Here is an 18723-nt window from a genome sequence, read left to right as displayed (position 1 = left end):
GAAGGATTTTGTTATTATGCTACTTGTGGTCGCGCATAGCGTTCTACGTTTTGTTTAATATTTTTAACCGTTTCTGGATCTTCAATGCCCGTTACTTCAGCGATCACTGTATCAACGCTTTCTTGGTCAAGCATTTCCTGTAATTGACGGCTTTGTTCATCTTCTGGATCATGATAATTAAAGACAATACCAATCATTGCTAATAAATGCGGCGACACTAGATTGCGTTCCTGTAATTCACGGATTGGTCGAATAAACCGTTCTTGCGCACCTAATTTTCTGATTGGTGTCCGTGCTACACGTGTAATAGCATCTGAAATATATTTATTTTGGAAACGTTGAATAATTTTTTCAATATAGGCTGCATGTTCTTGTTCATCAAAATTCCATTTAGCCACTAAAAGTTTACCGGTTTCCTGCAAAACTGATTTGAGTTGTGCTACCACTAAGGCATCCTGCATCGCTTCGTCAATGGTTTGATAGCCTAACAACGCCCCTGTATAGGCAACTGTAGCATGGCCAGTGTTTACACTAAATAATTTTCGTTCAATATACGGCTCTAAATCAGCAACGTAATGAACACCTTCTAACTGAATCTCTTTGGCTTTTCGGTTGGTATCATCAATGACCCATTCACAAAAAGGCTCAACTTGAACAAAAAGTGGGTCTTCATGTTTTTGTAATGGAACAATCCGATCAACCGCCGCATCAGGAAAACCAATCCATTGTTCAGCATAAGCTGGGTTTTTCAAATATTTGGCCACTTCTTCTGCTAAAAAGGTTGAACCACCAATCATATTTTCACAAGCGATAATATCCAGCGGCTTTTGACAATTTGCTTCGGCACGTGCATCAATTCCTTGAGCAATTAATTCAGCAATTCTTGGTAAAATATTGGGACCAATTGCCGTCGTGACTAAATCGGCTTCCGCAATTGCTTCTACTACTTTTTCTGGTTCTGTCATGTTATTTAACCCGGTCACATTTTCAACGTTAATTTGTTGATGTGAGGCATCGGCCAATTCAATTGTATAACTTTTACGTTCTTTTAACGCTTGAATGATGGTTTCATTAACATCCACAAACGTAATATGAAACCCGTTTTTAGCTAAAATTTCGCCGATAAAGCCGCGTCCAATATTTCCTGCTCCAAAATGTACTGCGTTCATTCTTATTCTCTCCTTTAAGCAATGGCTAAATTTTCTGTTATTTCTTCTTTACTTAATGCGTCGGCAAGTTGCACCACGTTATCCATATCACTACAATAAAGTGCAATTTGTTGGACTAATTGCAAATGTTCTTCACCGACTCCGGCAATCCCAAATAATACGGTAGCAATTTTTTCATCTTCTTCGGTGCCAAAATTAACGCCCTCTGGGACTTGCACTACACAGATTCCTGATTTTTTCACTAATTTTTTGGCTTCTTCTGTTCCATGAGGAATGGCAATAAAATTCCCCATGTAAACAGATAGCAATTGGTCTCTTTCAATCATTGCTTCAATATAAGCGGGCTCAACACAGCCTGCCTCGACTAGTTTTTCGCCGCAAAAGCGAATAGCTTCTTCTTTTGTATTAAACTGTTGATTTAATTCAATTGAAATATTCGTAAGATTTTCCATTGTTTTCTTCCTCTCTAGGCACTTTCTTTTAAGAGCGAAACCACTGTTTCATATTTTTGGGGATTAACCATACTTTTTACTGATAAGTGTGTCGCTTTCGGTGCTTTTTTACGGGCTTGTTCCGTTAGTTCAGCTTTTGTGACAATTAAAGCCTGTGTTTGTTGAGTTAATTCATTAATATTAATTTTTCGAATCGGCATTGAAATTTTCTCTTTATCTAAAATTTCTTCTAAGACTTTCATTCCCATCGTCGCTGACCCGACACGATCATCGTGAACCAAAAGAATCTCATTGACATTTGCTAAATCTCCCTCAATTTCAGAAGCAGGTGTTGCTTTGGAGACTGTTGGTTGTGCGTCGTTTTTTTCTTTGGTACCTGATAGTTCAGCCACAATTTCATCATAACGTGGTGAGTTCAAGAAGTTTTCAACTGCTACAAAGGTTGCATTAGGTGCTTTCTGTTTGGCCCGTTCTTGCAATTCCGCTTGTGTGACAATCAATGTATTTCCCTCATCGGTCAAATTATTAATGGCCCGATTTGTCACAGTTTGTACTAAACCAGCCTCTTGGACCTTTTTCCGTAAGATAGACGCACCCATTGCACTAGAGCCCATCCCAGCATCACAAGCAAAAATAATTTGTTGAATTCCTGACAATGAAGCACTACCATTTGTGACAGTTAATCCTTTTGATGCTGCTTTAGCAGCTTGGGTTTCTTTCACTTTTTGGGCAAATTCATCACTTTCTTCTTTCGCATCTGCTTTTAAAATGACTGCGGATACTGCAAAGGAAACTGCAGTTGCTGCCAAAACACCTAAAATAACTGGTAAGTAAGAACCCATTGGTGTCATCGCTAAAATAGCTATAATGGAGCCTGGTGAAGCGGGCGCACGTAAACCAGCATCTAACGTTTGGAAAACCAAACTACCTGTCACGCCACCTGCAATAACCGATAAGAATAATAACGGTTTCATCATTACATATGGGAAATAAATTTCGTGGATACCACCAAGGAAATGAATAATTATTGCTCCCGGCGCAGAAGATTTTGCCGCACCTTTTCCAAAAAACATAAATGCTAATAAGACACCTAACCCAGGACCAGGGTTTGCTTCTAATAGGAAAAGAATTGATTTACCAGCCGATAAGACTTGTTCTGTCCCTAAGGGTGTTAAGATGCCATGATTAATCGCATTGTTTAAAAAGAGCACTTTTGCCGGTTCAATAAAAATACTCGTTAATGGAATCAAATGAGCATTTAAAATGATTTCCACACCACGTGCCATTGCAGCAGTCAGCGCATCGACAATTGGGCCAATCGCTGAAAAACCAAGTAAAGCTAACGCAAAACCAATTAATCCAGCTGAAAAATTGTTTACTAACATTTCAAAACCAGCTTTAATCCGATGTTGGAAATACTGATCAAATTTCTTAATTGTAAAGCCACCAAGTGGACCCATAATCATGGCACCTAGCATCATCGGAATATCGGTTCCCACAATCACGCCCATTGTCGCAATTGCGCCAACTACGGCACCGCGATCACCTGCAATTACTTTCCCACCAGTGTAGCCAATTAATAATGGAATTAAATAGGTCAACATTGGGCCAACCATCGTGGCAAAGGCTTTATTTGGCAGATATCCATCTGGGATAAATAGCGCTGTCAAAACGCCCCACGCAATCAACGCCCCGATATTGGGCATCACCATGCTAGATAAGGTACTGCCAAGTCTTTGGACTTTTGCTTTAATTGATACTTTATTTTTTTCTGGTACTTGTTCCATTTTTATTCCCCTTCTCTCAAGTAACTTTTCTTGTTGACTAAATTGTATCCGCTTTCCGAATCTAGAAAAAGTCGTACTTTGGCACAAACCATTGTGCCAAAAGTTGAAAGAAAAAAGCACGTGTTCTCTAGTTACGAAAACCAGAAAACACGTGCTTATTCTATTTCTAATAATTTCAATAATAAATGAACAACTTTTTATGCTATACTCAAATTGGCGACTTGCCTCGAAAGGAGGTTTGCGACCTGAAAAGTCGTCTACAAAATTGCTCACAAGGAGCTATTACTTCCACTTGTAATATTCCTACCGGTACATGCGTGAAAAGTAATTTTTAGGTGTGATAGCTACCGGGACAATGTGGTAGAACAGTACTCACAACTGGTAATACTGCTAGGAAAAGTGCACATGGTTAACATAAGTGAACTACTGCTGGGCCGTGACGGGAACGGGTGAAAAGTGAGTGATACACCCCGGCCAAAATGGCATGAGACAAAGGCTACAAGGCAACCTCCACCTTGTTAGAAAGTGGACAGAGTCTCCGGTCTACGGGTAGAACCTAAATGCACACAATTATTTTGTAGTCTGAAACAGGGTAAGTCCTATGAACTCCCCAAGGGTAGGTATTTCGTAAGAAATATACAATGTTCAGAGGATAAGGGATTTCGGAAAAAGCGAAGGTTCAGCTGTAATCGCTGAAATAAGGATTCAAAATTTGTCCTATACTGAAAGGTAGCTGACTTCCGAAGAGCATTCTATTACATGAACTAGCTGATATCGTCTAACAAGCAAAGTTCAACGACACGAAAGTGAGGACAACTTGCATGGGCAATTCTACCGTTAACAAAACGTGGAAAACTATAAATTGGAAACAGGCAGAAGAGTACGTGAAACGATTGCAACTAAGAATTGTAAAGGCCACCCAACAAGGAAAATGGAGACTCGTTCGACGACTTCAATATTTGATTACACATTCGTTTTATGCAAAAGCATTAGCCGTAAAAAAGGTAATATCGAATAAAGGGAAAAATACTGCTGGAATTGATGGGGTAATCTGGAAAACAGATTATCAGAAGAAGCAAGCAATTGAACAACTAAATCCTAATCATTACTCACCAAAAGCTGTAAAAAGAATATATATTGCCAAATTTGGCAAGAAAGAAAAGAGGCCTTTGGGTATTCCATGTATGCTCGATCGAGCCATGCAGGCTCTTTATTTACTAGCATTGGAGCCAGTGTCCGAATGCACCTCGGACTCTAACTCTTATGGTTTTAGGAGATTTAAAAGTGCCAGAGACGCAGGAGAAAAAGTTTTCAAAGTGTTGTCCAGACAGTACTCAGCCCAATGGATACTAGAAGGCGACATAAAAGGATGTTTCGATAATATCAGCCATCAATGGTTAATTGATAACATTCCCTTAGAAAAGAACATGTTGAGAAAGTTTTTAAAAAGTGGATACATGGAAAAGAAAAAGCTATTCCCTACTACACTGGGAACAGCTCAAGGTGGAATTATATCCCCCACGCTGGCAAATATTACTCTAGACGGCTTAGAAAAAAGGATAAAATCTAAATATTGGTCTAATAAAAAAGGAACGATTGCGGTCAGATACAACAAACACAAAATAAATTTTGTGCGTTATGCAGATGACTTCATTGTTACTGGAGACTCTCCAGAAATACTCTTAGAAGTAAAAAACATGATCAATGAGTTTCTGAAAGAACGTGGGCTTTCATTATCAAATGAAAAAACTCTCATCACTCATATCAATCAAGGATTCGACTTCCTTGGGTGGAATTTCAGGAAATATAAGCGCTACAAGCTGATTGTTCAACCTTCGAAAAAGTCTATAAAGAAAATAAAACAAACATTGAAACAAGTTGTTAAAGTGCATTATTCTTCATCCCAAGACCTATTAATTCAAAATTTGAACCTCACATTGCGAGGTTGGGCTAACTATTACTCGTCAATGTGTTCAAGTGAGGCTTTCGGTGAAGTAAACAAACAATTATGGTTATATCTCCGACACTGGGCAAGACGTAGACATCCGCACAAATCATCCTCGTGGATGATGAAACGATATTGGTCAACGCTTTACGGGGTTAAAATATTTTGCTCTAAAACAGCAATATTGTATCCAATACACTTAACTCCTATTGTTCGCCATACAGTACCTTGTGAAAATGTCAATTGTTTTCTTGATGAAAAATATTTCCGTCTTAGGAAAAATAGATTACGGGCGGTCAATCAAAAAGCGCTACAAAATTCTAAGGCCGGGCAACTACTTAAGTTGCTTTAAGAATGCGCGAGCGGAGTGCGGTGAAAGTCGCACGCTCCGTTCTACGAAGGGGGAATCTCTGTAAGGAGGTTCCCCTATTCTGCGCATCACATGTACGAGATTGTCACAAAAATTCTTGTGCCGATTTTTGTCGGGATTGTCCTGAAACTTGTAACCATTTGGTTGGAAAAACAGAACGAGGAATAAACAAGTTGCTTCCAGCCGCTACTGTCTAAACAGCAAAAAAAGACACCCTACTACTGATAGGGTGTCTTTTTAGTGCATCCATGCACGACTTTGTCACAAGTTACCTTAAATTTATCATAGGGCCTATTTTTTGTCAAGGAATCTTCTTATCTTTTTTGTTTGATCTCTTAAATTAAAATATTTTATTTTTTAATATAAAATTATTTCAATAATTATTGAACATTTCAAATTGAATTGATTTTTTCAGACGTAACTTTAGGCTTGAGCCAGAATTTTTTGCGCTTCATCTATTGTTCGACAATCACTGAGCCGCTGAATGTTTTCGAGATCTGAACAGAAAAAAGCTAATTCTTGAAGCATGCTTAGTTGCCGTTGACTTTTTAGAGCAACGACAAATAACAAAGTAGCTATTTTTCGATCTGCTTCCGTACCAAAGTTGACCCCATCAGGCACTTGAATAAAGCAAATCCCTTCTTTTAAAACTTGTTCATCTTGTCCTTCCGCATGAGGCAATGCCACGAAGTTACCGATATACACGCTGACTTTTTGTTGACGTTGATACATTGCTTTGACATAGTCAGGCGTGACCAACTGATTTTTTAGCAGTAATTCACCAGAAGCTGCAAGTGCTTCCTCCCAACTAGCATACGATTGATTCAACATTATTTGCTCCGCTGTAATTTCAAACATCTCTCAACACCTAGCCTTTCATTTCTTCAATTAATAATGACGAAAGCAACTGATAAACAATGGCTTCATTTCCTGAATGAAAAATTTCTGTATTTAAATCATTCATAATAATCGCACCACTGATTTTTCCTAAAATTTTCCCGATTGTTTCATCAATCGGCATTGGCGCTAGCATGAGTAACATACGTTGTAACTGCATCGGCTTTTTATCCATACCTTCAATCATAAGTGGCTGGGCCAGATTAAAAATACAAAAAACAGGCTGTGTCACTGCTGTACTTGAGGTATGGAATAAGGCCATTTCCGTCTGAGGAATCCCAATAGGCGCTTGCTCGTAACGTTTCATCAATTGCTGACAGACGATTGCACTATCGGTGATTAAATCTGCGGAAAGTTGCGCGAGAGCTTGTTGAACGGTTTCTGCTAAATCCGCTTGATTATTTAAATCTGCTATGAAAAATGTTTCTAATAGTTTACTAATTTCTTCCATGAAAGCGACCACTGTTTCGTAGCTTTCTTCGCCACCTATTTTTTTCACAGGCGCTTTCCTAAGCGATCGTTTTTCGTGACTAATCCGCTTAAACTCTTCTTTCAATTGGCGGATTTCATCGTCTAAAAGTAACGGTGAGATCAATTTATATTTACCATTGTATCCTGGTAATAACGAAGTGGAAATCACTAAGTCATAGTTTTCCTCAACATTCACCTTACCTAAATCCGCAATCCGAAAAAAATGAATCTGGTTGATAAAAGGAAAGTAGCGCCGTAATCGCATTTCCAGCATACTTGTCGAAGCCAAACCGCTAGGAGAAAAACCAGCAATATCAACTTCCATAATTTTGGGACTCCGCTCTAAAGAATTGGCAAAATGAAGTACCATGTAGGCAATTTCCTCTTCCGATAAATTCTTTTGCGGAAAAATTTGCGGCAACGCTTGGCGTAAAGCCGCAGCTATTTCTTGATATTGATTCATAATCCGTTCTAAAATGGGATTCGTTAAATCTTCTTCTTGTAAAACCGCCCGAGAAAAAACACCTGATAAATGCGTCAACAACATTTTATACAAATTGGTATCTTCGAAAAAATTAACTTCCGTTTCTTGACTTACTGCTTCAATCAGTTGTTTCACTTCATAAGCCAGCTGAGTGTCAAAATGTTCATCAAAAAAATCTTCATCAAAAGAATTAGAAAAATCACTTAATAAGCTAGCAAAAAAAACAATCTCACTGACAGCGTATAGTTGTTTCGTTTCAGCAGCGACTTTTGAAAAAAGTCGTTTAGAACAATTTAGAAAGGCCTTATTCATCTGCCCAGTATAGGTCTCATCAGCTAAATAAAAACCTGCAGTGACCCGATCCATCGCAATTGTTAACATTAAAATCAAATGTTGTAATTTACGATCACTTAATGCTGGAAATAAAGTTTCTACTTCTGGCTGAACAATTTTTTGTGCAAATGCTAAATGTTCTGCATGAATAAACTGAAAGAAAAAATGGTCGTTTGTCGTTAATTCGGTAAAATGAAAAAATTGGTACTCATTAATTTCCATGCTTAGAATATTCGCCATTAGAAGACGGCGATATTTTTCAGAACCAGTCACTTCATAACCTTGATTCCGAGAAATCGTCAACGGAATCCGAGCAATCCGTGTTTCTAATTGTTTAATATCGGCATAAAAAGTCGTATTACTAATACAATACGTTTCCAGAAAATAATGCATAGAGACTGGCTCTTTTGTTTGAAGTAATGTCAATAAAATCGCATGTTGCCGCGCCAAAGTAGAAAGTTCCTGTGTCTCTTCTCCTAAAATAGCAGCCTGAATTTCCGTCATCGCTGCTTCATCTGCTTGAATCGAAAAGCGCCCACGAGCTACTTTTTCCAACGTCGCGCCCATCGATGCTAGCGAGGTTTCTAAATTTTCTAATTCACGATATACCGTCCGGCGGCTAACCTTTAACAAATTCATCATGCGGTTTACTGAAACGGGGGTGGGACTATTCACTAATTCCGTTAATAGAACAGTTTCTCTTGTCGTTAAAAACATCTATCAGCTCCTCCTTCCAGCCATTCTTGATACTCTTTCTTATTCAAAAAACTAGTAACTACGTATAAATTTTGTTGCGTTAGATCTAAATGATAGGCTTGCGCCAGTTCACGAGTCACTACGTAGGTTGTCTCCTTGGTAAAAAAGACTGTTTCCAGTGGTTCTTTAGATACTTCAATCGCGACTCCTCGTTTCGCCGCTTGTTGCCGCAATAATTCCATTCCCATTGTTTGCGATCCTCGAACATTCTCGGCATATAAAAAAACAAGCTTCTGTCTTTGTTTGATCGGGTTCGTTTCAGTAGCCTCTGAACCAAGTGAAGATTGCTCTTGAGAAGAAGCAGTCAGTTTGGCTAAAACTTGCGGGTAATAGGATTTAATTTCTAAAAAATTTTGAACACTCACCATATCCTTTTCTGGGACGTACTTTTGTGCTAACTGTTTCAATTCTGCTTGAATGACCACTAATGTCTTAGGCTGCCACTTCATCTGATGAACGGACTGGTAAGTCACAGGCATCTCCAAGTTCACAGCTTTTAATTGTCGGCTTAGCAAACTAGCCCCCATGGCACTTGAGCCCATTCCTGCATCACAAACAAATAAAATTTGCTGATAGTTAGGTGTGACTGTTTCCACTTGGTCTTCCTCCTTCATCTTTATCATTGAAACTGGTTCAATTCCTCGTTGACGTTTTAATAACAAGCTTGCTATTGCAAAAGAGCACAGAAAGCTAACAAAAATTCCACTAAAAACCGCCAGCCTTGCCTCAGTCGGGGCATTGGCTAAAATCGCAACCAATGAACCTGGCGAAGCTGGAGCACTTAGCCCCACATTAAATATTTGAAAAACAAGCGTACCACTCATTCCTCCAGCAATTACTGCTAAAAATAAGCGCGGATCCATCAAAACAAACGGAAAATAAATTTCATGAATGCCCCCAATCAATTGAATCATGGTGGCGCCTCCTGCTGTTTTTCGTTGTCCTACAGGACCAAACAGCAGAAAAGCAACCAAAACGCCCACGCCTGGTCCAGGGTTTGTTTCCAATAGAAATAAAATGGACTGACCTGTTTGACTAGCACCTTCTAAACCTAGAGGCGTTAATAAGCCATGGTTAATCGCATTATTAAAAAATAACACTTTTAAGGGTTCTAAGAAAACGTGAACCAATGGTAAAAGATTGGCTTCAATTAACCAAGAAGAAAATTGATACAGCCAAAAACTAGCACTTTCAACAGCAGGAGCTACAACCAGAATACCAAAACAGCAAAGCAGTCCTCCCACAATTCCTGCTAAAAAGTTTTTAGTCAGCATCTCATAGCCTTCTTTAACTTTCGGCAAGAGAATTTGTTCAATTTTGGCGAAAGTATATCCTGCTAAAGGTCCAATAAACATGGCACCAAACAACTGTGGAACATCTGTGGAAACAATCACGCCCACTGTCGCAATAGCAGCAACGACGCCGCCACGTTGTTCCTCGAACATTTTTCCGCCTGTAAAACCAATTAAAATCGGTAAAACAACTCGAATCATTATCGTTTCGACTTCAGAAAGAGCTAGCCGTAGATTTCCAGTCGTATAGCCAGCCACCAAAGACAATAAGCTCCACGCAATAAAAATACTCAAATTTGGCATAATCATCCCACTCAAACGATGACCAAAACGACGTAAATAGGGAGTTACTTTCACAAACTTATGTTTAAAAAAGAGCGAATGCATTTCTTTTTCCTTCATATTCCTTGTCCCTCGCTCTCTATGTAGATAATTAGAATACTTCTATTATATGAAATTTCACAAAAAAATAGTATAGATTTTTGTAAAATAATTCTTTTATACACCTCACAAGAGAATCCGTTTACATTAATAGAAAAAACTTTTATACTAAAAGAAAGAAACTCTTCGGATTGGAGGCCAATTATGGCAATCAAAGCAATTGTAATGGATATTGATGGTACCTTGTTAACTTCAGAAAAAAAGATTTCACCAAAAACGCGACAAGCACTAGTAGCTGCACAAAAGCAAGGCCTCTCACTGATTTTGGCTTCTGGCCGCCCGACTAACGGTATGCGGCCCTTAGCAGATGAATTGGAGATGGCTCATTATAATGGACACTTACTTTCCTATAACGGCGCTTGTGTCACCCATCATGGCAGTCAGCAACAACTATTTAATCAGACAATTTCAAAGTCATTGAGTCAACAAATTTTAGAGCATTTGAAACAATTTGACGTAATTCCAATGATTAATGATGAAACATTTATGTATGTCAATGATGTTTTTCATAACACCTTACATTTAGAGACTGGTGATTTTAATATTATTGAATATGAATCACGGGGCGGCAACTTTCAATTATGTGAGTGGCATGATTTAGCCGCCAGACTAAACTTTCCCTTGAACAAAATTTTAATTGCTGGTGAACCCGCCTATTTACAAAAATATCATGAGGCCATCTACGCGCCTTTCAAAGAAACCGTCACCGCTGCTTTTTCCGCTCCTTTCTATTTTGAATTTACCGCCAAAAATATTGATAAAGCGCGTTCTTTAGAAAAACTAACCCTACAGTTAGGCATAACTGCTGAAGAAGTAATTGCTTTTGGTGATGGTCACAACGACTATACAATGTTGGAATGGGCCGGCACAGGGATTGCTATGGAAAACGCTGTTGACGAGCTTAAAAGCATCGCAACGGAAGTCACTTTATCCAACGACAATGACGGCATCGCTGTTGCATTAGCCAACTTTCTTTAAGATCGTTGGTTGATGCAAGCGTACGCCGTCATTTTTTATTGCCTATTCAAATGTCGTGATTTTTTCTGGTGCTAAACGAACAGATTCATAGCCAGTTTCCATGCCCTTACCCACAGATAAAATCATTACTGGGACATAGCGCTCTTGATCTAAACCAAATGTTTCGGCTAATTTTTCCGCTTCAAAACCACCGATTGGATTTGTTTCATATCCGTGAGCTCGGGCCACTAACATAAATTGCATAGCTGCTAAACTCGCATCAATTTTTACGATGTCATTCATTTGTTCTCTGCTTAAACTTTCATAATGGGGAATAATGGCTGCTAATTGTTGGTCCCGCACTTCCTTAGGCATTTTACCACTAGCATAGGCTTGATTGTAAATTTCCTCTCCTCGCTCATGGCAGTTTAGATCACCAAAAATTAAGAGCATTGCAGAAGATGTTTCATTTTGACGCGTATTAAAGCGAATTAAGGGTTTTAATTTTTCTTTGCCTGCTTCACTTTCCACTACGACAAAACGCCAGGGCTGCATGTTAACAGAAGAAGGGGCAGTGGTCGCTTCTTGAATCATTGTTAACATTTCTTCATGAGAAATTTTATGGGTTTCATCGTACACCCGAACCGATTTGCGGCCAAAAACAATCTCTGAAAAATCATTCGTTGTATATGTTGTCATTCTATCATACCTCTTTCGTTGTAATGCTTTGATCTAGTTTTGTCAAAAGTTCTTTTAACTGGCGACAGTCGTCCTTTGTAAATGTACTGGGAATAATTTCTGTTACCGTTTGTTGCTTGGCTGTACATTGCTGTAGTTCTTGTTGTGCTTTTTCTGTTAAATGCACTAGCACTTCCCGATTATTTTCTGGATTTCGCTGTCGTGTCACATACTGTTTCTCTTCTAAAATTTTCAAATGGCGAGTGACCGCACCACTATCGATTTTTAAGTGTTCTTGAATCTCCGTTTGAAGACACGGCTGACGTTCTTTTAAAATCATCAGCAACTCATAACGAGTCAAACTCAAGCCAACTTGCTCTTCAAAAACTTTGGTAATTTTTTGATCTAATACCTTTAACTGACATAATAATTGGCTGACTTCCCGTAATGATAACGACATAGTTTCCTCCTTAAAAAGATGACTCGTCAACAATTGACTAGTCAACTATAACTGTTTCTTTCTAAAAATGCAACCTTTTTTTTACAAGAAAAATAGAACAATTGACAGAGAGAAACTACAGTATTCCCCATCAACTGTTCTATTTTAATCAATCTATTTTTCGGTAACAGGTTCTGCTGATAACCGCTTAATCCCTAAACCAGTAAACGCACTGACCATTGAGAAGACAGGCGATAATAAGCTAAAGAAAACAAATGGTAAGTAAGTCAACGTTGGTACGCCAAAGGTCCCCGCTACGAAGCTACCTGCAATCCCCCAAGGAATGAGGTAGTTAATGACCGTCCCACCATCCTCCAAGGTTCTGCCTAAAACAGTCGGATCCAAACCTTCTTTTTTGTAAACTTCTTTAAAGGCATTCCCTGGTAAAATAACCGATAGGAATTGTTCACCAATAAAAATATTTACGCCAATTCCTGTTAATAACGTTGATAAAATCAATTTCGGTGTACTGCTCATTTTCTGCGAAACAACTTCCATGACCGCAGAAATCAATCCTAATTCCATTAATAAGCCACCTAGAGACAACGTTAGAATAATAAGTGCCACAGTCGGCATCATACTCATAATCCCGCCACGACTTAATAATTGATCAATTTGTGCGTTCCCCGTTTGAGAAACAAACCCATTTTCCAACGTGTTTCCTAATGCCTGCAACGATACTTTCGGATTTTGAATAATAATCATAATTACTGCCACAATAATGTTCAACAAAATCGTGATAATCGCTGGAATTTTGCGCCAGGCACAGATTAACATTAAGGCTAATGGTAACAATGACCAAATTGAAATGGTAAAGTGGTCTTCCAATACTTGAATAACTTGAACTACTTCTGTCAGACTAGTATTCGCGTACGTTTGTCCTAAAATCATAAACAAGATTAAAGAGACGATAAATGCTGGTACAGTCGACCACATCAAGTTTTTTATATGTTTAAACAAATCCGCTTCAACAATCGCTGCGGCTAAGTTTGTTGATTCTGATAAAGGTGACATTTTATCACCAAAAACTGAACCAGAAACAATCGCACCCACAACTAAAGCAGGATTTAACCCTAAGGTACTGCCAATACCGAAAAAGGCAATTCCAATTGTTGACATCACTGTAAAAGCACTACCTACTGCACTGCCGACAATCGCACAGACAATAAAAACTGACGGCACAAACCATTTAACACTAATCATTTTAAAACCAAAAACCATAATCGTTGGAATAATTCCAGCTTGAATCCAAACGGCAATCAATGCACCCACTAAAATGAAAATAAAAATTGGAATAATCCCTGGCTTCAAGCCATCAACAATCCCTTTATGCATTTGATCAAATGGTACTTTACGAAACATTGCGTAGCCTAAAATCAATGCAATCACAAACAAAATAGTAATATTTGGCGATATCTTTAAGCCAATTACTCCTGTTGCAATAGCTGCCACAATAATTAATAAAACGATACTTGCTTCTCGAACACTCACGGTCTTCTTTTTCTGTTTTTCTTTCATTTCGTTACTCTCCTCTAATCTTTTTTCTGAATACTCTGACATTAAAGGATCTTATGATAACGAATAACCCCTCCACAACTCATTGAAAACGCCTCCTAAAGCTACATAAAAAGAGAGATTCATCCTTAAAGAATAAGGACGAATCTCTCCGCGGTACCACCTTAATTAGAAGCTTACTTGCTTCTCGCTTATGTATTATGTAATTGTTACTACTTATTAGTGTAATTCACAAATAGACTTGATCGATTCGCAGCAACCATCGACTTTCTGAACAAAACATCTATTTCCTACTGGGCTAATAATTTATGAATCTCAATATACCAAGAAGAAACCGACTTGTCAACGAAAATAGCATAAAAAATTTTTTCACACGCCAACAAAAATTACTTTTTCTTTTTGTAAAAATAGAAAAGCGCCTCCGTTCTCACGAAAGCGCCTGTTAATTAGTGGGTTGTGCCACCTTGTAGTTGAATATCTTCTTGTGTTTTTACTGCTGCTTCAATCATATAGAACAAAGAATCTGTGATTGCTTCTAATGACATAGAAGCAAACGTTGGTTTATCAATTGCTTGTTCTGGTAGGAACGGAACATGAATAAATCCGCCACGAATAGTTGGATATTTAGTGTTAATTAAGTGTAGTAAGTGATACATAATATCATTACATACAAAGGTTCCTGCTGTATAAGAAATCGCTGCAGGTAATTGATGGTCATGACAATTTTTTACCATCGCTTTAATCGGTAAATTTGTAAAATAGGCTGTTGCTCCATCTTCAACCAATGGCACATCGCTTGGTTGTTGTCCTGCATTATCCGGGATACGCGCTTCCGCTAAATTAATCGCCACTTTTTCAACAGTGACTGTTTGACGGCCGCCTGCTTGTCCAACACAAATCACCATATCTGGTTGATGGGTTTCAATTGCTTCAGCCACTTTTTCACCACTAGTGCCAAAAACAGTTGGCACCTCAACTTTAATAATTTCAGCTCCTGCAATTTCAGCAGGTAATTTTTTGACTGCTTCAAAGGCAGGGTTGATTGCTTCTCCTCCAAATGGATCAAAGCCAGTAACGACAACTTTCATTTCGATCATCCTTTCTTATTTGAATAGAATCATATAAACAATTTGGAAAATTAACATGAAAAGTGCAATCGGCAATTGATTTTTAATGACGCCGTACTTATCTTTCATTTCCAACATGGCTACAGGTACGATATTAAAGTTCGCAGCCATCGGTGTTAACAGTGTACCACAAAAACCACATGTTAAGGCAACCATCCCAACTAATGCGGGATCTGCACCTAAAGAAAAGACAAACGGCACACCAATTCCGACTGTCATCACGGTTATTGCTGCAAAGGCATTGCCCATGATAGCCGTAAAAATAACCATTCCCACAGCATAAATAATAATCCCTACATTGACATTTCCTGCTGGTACTACGGCACTAACCCCTTTTGAAATAATCTCACCAACACCAGCGCTAGTAAAAACAGCACCTAAACAAGCTAACAGCATTGGCAACGTACTAAGAGGACCGACTGTTTCTAACATTTCCGCCGCATCATCAAAAAATACTTTCGGCGTATTATTTTTAGAAAAGAACATCATGATGAAAATCGCTACAAAGACACCAACACCGACACCGACTAAAGCTCCTAAAGTAGTCAATGTGGCAAAAAGAATTGCAAAAACCCCGATACTTAGTGCGGGAATAAAAATCTTCATTCCTAATTTTTGAGACATTTTTTCCATGTATTCTTTCGAAGGTAAGCGACTTTCTCCTTTTGTCACTTTTTGAAGAATTGCCGGAATTGTCATCACAAAAATAAGTACGCCACAGGCAACTGGGGGAATAAACCGACCAAAACCGATTAAGATCCCTAAGATTCCCCAGAATAAACTAGTCCCATACGCATGTTGATTGGTTTTATCACGAAAACTACGAAAACTTGTGTATAACAAGATAATCCCCATAAAAATATAAAGGACTTCCAATAACTTTGCACTCAAATCAATACTTGGATCTGTGAAAAAACTCATTTCAGTCCCTCCTGTCCATAATATTTTTTACGTAATCTTTTTTCTTTTAAAGTAAAGTAAATACTTGCCGAAATTAAGGCAACTAAGGCGACTGGTACTTCCACTAAAGCCAATTTACCTAATGTCACTTCATAGCCTAAATCTTTCAATGTTGATTGAACAAGCAATGCCCCAGCCCCACCAACAAACAGAACTTGACCAAAGAACCAACAGATATTTTCCATGGCTGAAGCCATCCCTTTTAGTTCTTCTTCATACTCTGGCACCATTGGTAAATTTTTTGATTCAATTGTTCCTAACGCCATTGGCAAAATAATCGGGCGCACAAAACCTGCTACCCCACCGAAACTTACGTTAAAAGCGGCGAAGATAATCCGAAAGACACCATAAATGTCAATAATCACACCAGCAGATACCTTTTTGAATCGTTTAATCAACGTAGCCGCTGACTCTTTCAAGCCATTTCTTTCTAACGTTCCTGTTGCTAACATAATAATAATAAAGATAGCCATGCCTCGATTATTCACAAAGGTTGTTCCTAGTGTTTCTAGCATCGATGTCAAACCAAGCCCGCCAGTAAAAGCCGTCACTATTAAAGCAACCATCACAATCAAGATAGCATCAAATTTCAATGCGAAGCCGACAATGACGATCAATACGCCTAATAAAGGTAATAAATCCATCAAATCTCTCCTTCTTAAAATAAAATTTCACTTTCCATTATATGCCAATTTTCGCTCATTTGTAAGACTTTTTTAATTTTTAATGTTATTTTTTCTAAAGACACAGTTTCCAACACTTTTTAGAGCTACCACTCGCACTTTTTTCTTTTTTCCGCTAGAATAAAAGAAACAATAACATTGAGGAGGATTTTTATGTTCCAAACTTTTAGAGAAAATTTTCGGCGCCATACCCTATTGCGCGACGCCGTCTTTATCGTTATCGGAAGTGCCATTGTCTTTAATCCCGGTGCTTTCTTCCAGTTCGTCGGTTATTTAATTGCTGGTTATTTGATGCTTTTAGGGTTAATCAATATTTATGATGACTACAAAATAAAAAAACAAACGGGTAGCTGGGGGCTTGGTTTCGTAACAGGTTTAATCTTTGTCGTCTTAGCAGTAGCCTTTTTATTTTTTGCACCGGTGATTGTTTCGATTCTGCCATTTTTATTAGGGATTAGCATTGTTATAAACGGCCTCGTTCAATTGACTTTTGCTTTAAATACTCGTCAAACAGGCGCGCTTATCTACAGTATTCTGGTTTTAATCGCTGGAGCTGTTTTAGTTTTCAACCCCTTCAAAAGTCTCTTAGTTTTGATGCAAGTCTTTGGATTTATCCTGATTTTCATGGGTGTCATTGAAATTATTGGTCATTTTAGAAATAAAGCTTAACGAAAGGAGCAACTTATGGATAAAGAAAGTACCAAGTGGATCCGCTTTTTAGGTGGGAAAAATTTACTTTACACATTAACTATCCTTTGTCTAATTGCTGTAACTATCTTTTTATTCAACACTGTTTCATTTATCTTTAAACCAATTTTTGTTATTTTTAGTGCCGTCTTAGGCCCGGTACTTTTTGGTATTATTCTATTTTATTTGCTTAATCCAATGGTGAAACGCCTTGAGAAAAAAATTCCCCGTGTTTGGGCGATTGCGATTCTCTATGTCTTAATTATTGCATTACTAGTGTTAGCTGGACTGCAACTTTTCCCAATTATCCAAGACCAGACGGAAGAATTAATCAAACAATTCCCAAGTTTTTGGAAAAGCACGCTCCAAACAGTACAAGAATTTATGGCTAAAACACCTTTTGCAAAAGATTTAGAATCTGCTAATGAGTCGATTAATCAGCTCTGGGGCAAACTTGCAAACTCCTTTAAAGACTTTGCAGGGGATTACCTACAAACAGGCGCACAAGGTCTGGGAAGCGTCTTTTCTGCAGTCTCTTCTACTTTCCTAACCTTGTTTACAGGACCTATCATCGCCTTTTTCCTTTTAAAAGACAAAGAAAAGTTTTATCGCTTTGTAAAAGGCATCATTCCCCCAGCTTTTCGTCCTGATTTTGACGAATATAGCCAAATTGCCAACATTCAAATTGGCGATTATCTAAAAGGTCAAGTCATTGCTTCGTTGGTTTTAGGGATTATGTATTGGCCAGCTTTTCTATTAATTGGTTTACAATTTGGTAGCATTTTAGCTTTAGCTGCGGGTATTTTATGTATTATTCCTTATATCGGGCCATTTATTGCCTTTATTCCTGGATTGATTATTGCCTTTCAGGATTCCACATTTATGGTAGTTAAATTTGTTATCGTCTGGTTTGCCATCCAATTGATTCATGGTGATTTTGTTATTCCTCGTGTGATGGGCGATAAATTAAAAGTCCATCCGATTACTATTTTACTTGTCTTGTTAGTTATGGGCGAACTGTTTGGTTTAATGGGCGTTATCTTCGGGATTCCAATGTATTGCCTAGTTAAAGTGACAGTCATTTATTTATTCCGCAAATTCAAACAACGCTATAACCGCTTTTATGGTGACAACGGCGAGTATGAACACACGAATTTTACTAAAGATCAATATTTAAAATAATACAATGAAAAAACTGGGACATAAGCCGTTTAGACTTA

17 protein-coding genes and 1 other annotated feature are annotated in these 18723 nt (G+C 38.2%); of the genes, 5 read left to right on the top strand and 12 right to left on the bottom strand.

Features of this window, described 5'->3' with window-relative positions; all coding sequences use genetic code 11:
- Positions 1-14: 14 nt before the first annotated feature.
- From IGJ24_RS01600 to IGJ24_RS01590, 3 genes are read right to left on the bottom strand one after another with little or no spacing between them, the layout of a single operon-like run.
- On the bottom strand, positions 15-1169 hold the full coding sequence (locus IGJ24_RS01600) for a mannitol-1-phosphate 5-dehydrogenase (RefSeq protein WP_002355280.1): 1155 nt from the start codon (positions 1167-1169) through the stop codon (positions 15-17).
- Between the two features lie 14 nt (positions 1170-1183).
- Positions 1184-1621 carry a PTS sugar transporter subunit IIA gene (locus IGJ24_RS01595; protein WP_002355279.1) on the bottom strand — a complete coding sequence of 146 codons (438 nt, stop codon included), beginning with the start codon at positions 1619-1621 and terminating at the stop codon, positions 1184-1186.
- Positions 1622-1635: 14 nt separating this feature from the next.
- On the bottom strand, positions 1636-3408 hold the full coding sequence (locus IGJ24_RS01590) for a PTS mannitol-specific transporter subunit IIBC (protein WP_289865491.1): 1773 nt from the start codon (positions 3406-3408) through the stop codon (positions 1636-1638).
- Positions 3409-4229: 821 nt separating this feature from the next.
- Between IGJ24_RS01590 and ltrA the strand changes: the two genes are divergently transcribed.
- Both ltrA and IGJ24_RS01580 read left to right on the top strand, forming a co-directional pair.
- Positions 4230-5705, top strand: coding sequence for a group II intron reverse transcriptase/maturase (gene ltrA / locus IGJ24_RS01585; protein ID WP_438775344.1), 1476 nt, complete (start codon positions 4230-4232; stop codon positions 5703-5705).
- Between the two features lie 90 nt (positions 5706-5795).
- A complete protein-coding gene (locus IGJ24_RS01580; protein WP_015543884.1) occupies positions 5796-5891 on the top strand; it encodes a type I toxin-antitoxin system Fst family toxin in 96 nt (31 codons plus the stop codon).
- 255 nt (positions 5892-6146) lie between these two features.
- On the opposite strand, the gene IGJ24_RS01575 is transcribed toward IGJ24_RS01580, so the two are convergent.
- From IGJ24_RS01575 to IGJ24_RS01565, 3 genes are read right to left on the bottom strand one after another with little or no spacing between them, the layout of a single operon-like run.
- Positions 6147-6581 carry a PTS sugar transporter subunit IIA gene (locus IGJ24_RS01575; RefSeq protein ID WP_002358391.1) on the bottom strand — a complete coding sequence of 145 codons (435 nt, stop codon included), beginning with the start codon at positions 6579-6581 and terminating at the stop codon, positions 6147-6149.
- A 10-nt stretch (positions 6582-6591) separates the two neighbouring features.
- Positions 6592-8625 (bottom strand): BglG family transcription antiterminator, encoded by a 2034-nt coding sequence (locus tag IGJ24_RS01570; RefSeq protein WP_002361171.1) that lies wholly within the window; start codon positions 8623-8625, stop codon positions 6592-6594.
- The gene (locus IGJ24_RS01565) at positions 8616-10358 is read right to left on the bottom strand and encodes a PTS transporter subunit EIIC (protein ID WP_289865488.1); all 1743 of its coding nucleotides are present in this window, start codon (positions 10356-10358) and stop codon (positions 8616-8618) included. Before IGJ24_RS01565 ends, IGJ24_RS01570 begins: the two co-directional genes overlap by 10 nt.
- 183 nt (positions 10359-10541) lie before the next feature.
- Here IGJ24_RS01565 and IGJ24_RS01560 point away from each other — a divergent pair, with 183 nt between their 5' ends.
- Entirely contained in the window at positions 10542-11375 is an 834-nt protein-coding gene (locus tag IGJ24_RS01560) for a Cof-type HAD-IIB family hydrolase (protein WP_002355273.1), read from the top strand.
- Between the two features lie 42 nt (positions 11376-11417).
- Here the strand turns inward: IGJ24_RS01560 and IGJ24_RS01555 are convergent, their stop codons facing one another.
- The 6 genes from IGJ24_RS01555 to IGJ24_RS01530 form a co-directional block, all read right to left on the bottom strand.
- A complete protein-coding gene (locus IGJ24_RS01555) occupies positions 11418-12053 on the bottom strand; it encodes a nitroreductase family protein (protein WP_002358386.1) in 636 nt (211 codons plus the stop codon).
- Between the two features lie 4 nt (positions 12054-12057).
- The gene (locus IGJ24_RS01550) at positions 12058-12492 is read right to left on the bottom strand and encodes a MarR family winged helix-turn-helix transcriptional regulator (protein WP_002362972.1); all 435 of its coding nucleotides are present in this window, start codon (positions 12490-12492) and stop codon (positions 12058-12060) included.
- 153 nt (positions 12493-12645) lie between these two features.
- Positions 12646-14091 (bottom strand): Na+/H+ antiporter NhaC, encoded by a 1446-nt coding sequence (nhaC, locus tag IGJ24_RS01545; RefSeq protein WP_002383673.1) that lies wholly within the window; start codon positions 14089-14091, stop codon positions 12646-12648.
- A gap of 89 nt (positions 14092-14180) precedes the next feature.
- Positions 14181-14356: a binding site (T-box leader), on the bottom strand.
- Positions 14357-14492: 136 nt separating this feature from the next.
- On the bottom strand, positions 14493-15134 hold the full coding sequence (gene pcp / locus IGJ24_RS01540; RefSeq protein WP_025187812.1) for a pyroglutamyl-peptidase I: 642 nt from the start codon (positions 15132-15134) through the stop codon (positions 14493-14495).
- A gap of 15 nt (positions 15135-15149) precedes the next feature.
- A complete protein-coding gene (locus tag IGJ24_RS01535) occupies positions 15150-16094 on the bottom strand; it encodes a DUF979 domain-containing protein (protein ID WP_002355267.1) in 945 nt (314 codons plus the stop codon).
- Positions 16091-16777, bottom strand: coding sequence for a DUF969 domain-containing protein (locus IGJ24_RS01530; protein ID WP_002355265.1), 687 nt, complete (start codon positions 16775-16777; stop codon positions 16091-16093). The genes IGJ24_RS01535 and IGJ24_RS01530 overlap by 4 nt, the downstream gene beginning before the upstream one ends.
- A 192-nt stretch (positions 16778-16969) precedes the next feature.
- Here IGJ24_RS01530 and IGJ24_RS01525 point away from each other — a divergent pair, with 192 nt between their 5' ends.
- Positions 16970-17485: an HdeD family acid-resistance protein gene (locus tag IGJ24_RS01525; protein ID WP_002381189.1), complete on the top strand. Its 516-nt coding sequence runs from the start codon at positions 16970-16972 to the stop codon at positions 17483-17485.
- A gap of 15 nt (positions 17486-17500) precedes the next feature.
- Positions 17501-18685 carry an AI-2E family transporter gene (locus tag IGJ24_RS01520; RefSeq protein ID WP_002355262.1) on the top strand — a complete coding sequence of 395 codons (1185 nt, stop codon included), beginning with the start codon at positions 17501-17503 and terminating at the stop codon, positions 18683-18685.
- The last annotated feature ends 38 nt before the right edge of the window (positions 18686-18723 follow it).

The sequence above is a fragment of the Enterococcus sp. DIV0546 genome (assembly GCF_051712785.1).
GTDB classification, from domain to species: domain Bacteria; phylum Bacillota; class Bacilli; order Lactobacillales; family Enterococcaceae; genus Enterococcus; species Enterococcus faecalis.
Note: the sequence above shows the minus strand (reverse complement) of the source record. Positions and strands in the feature narration are given on the sequence as shown.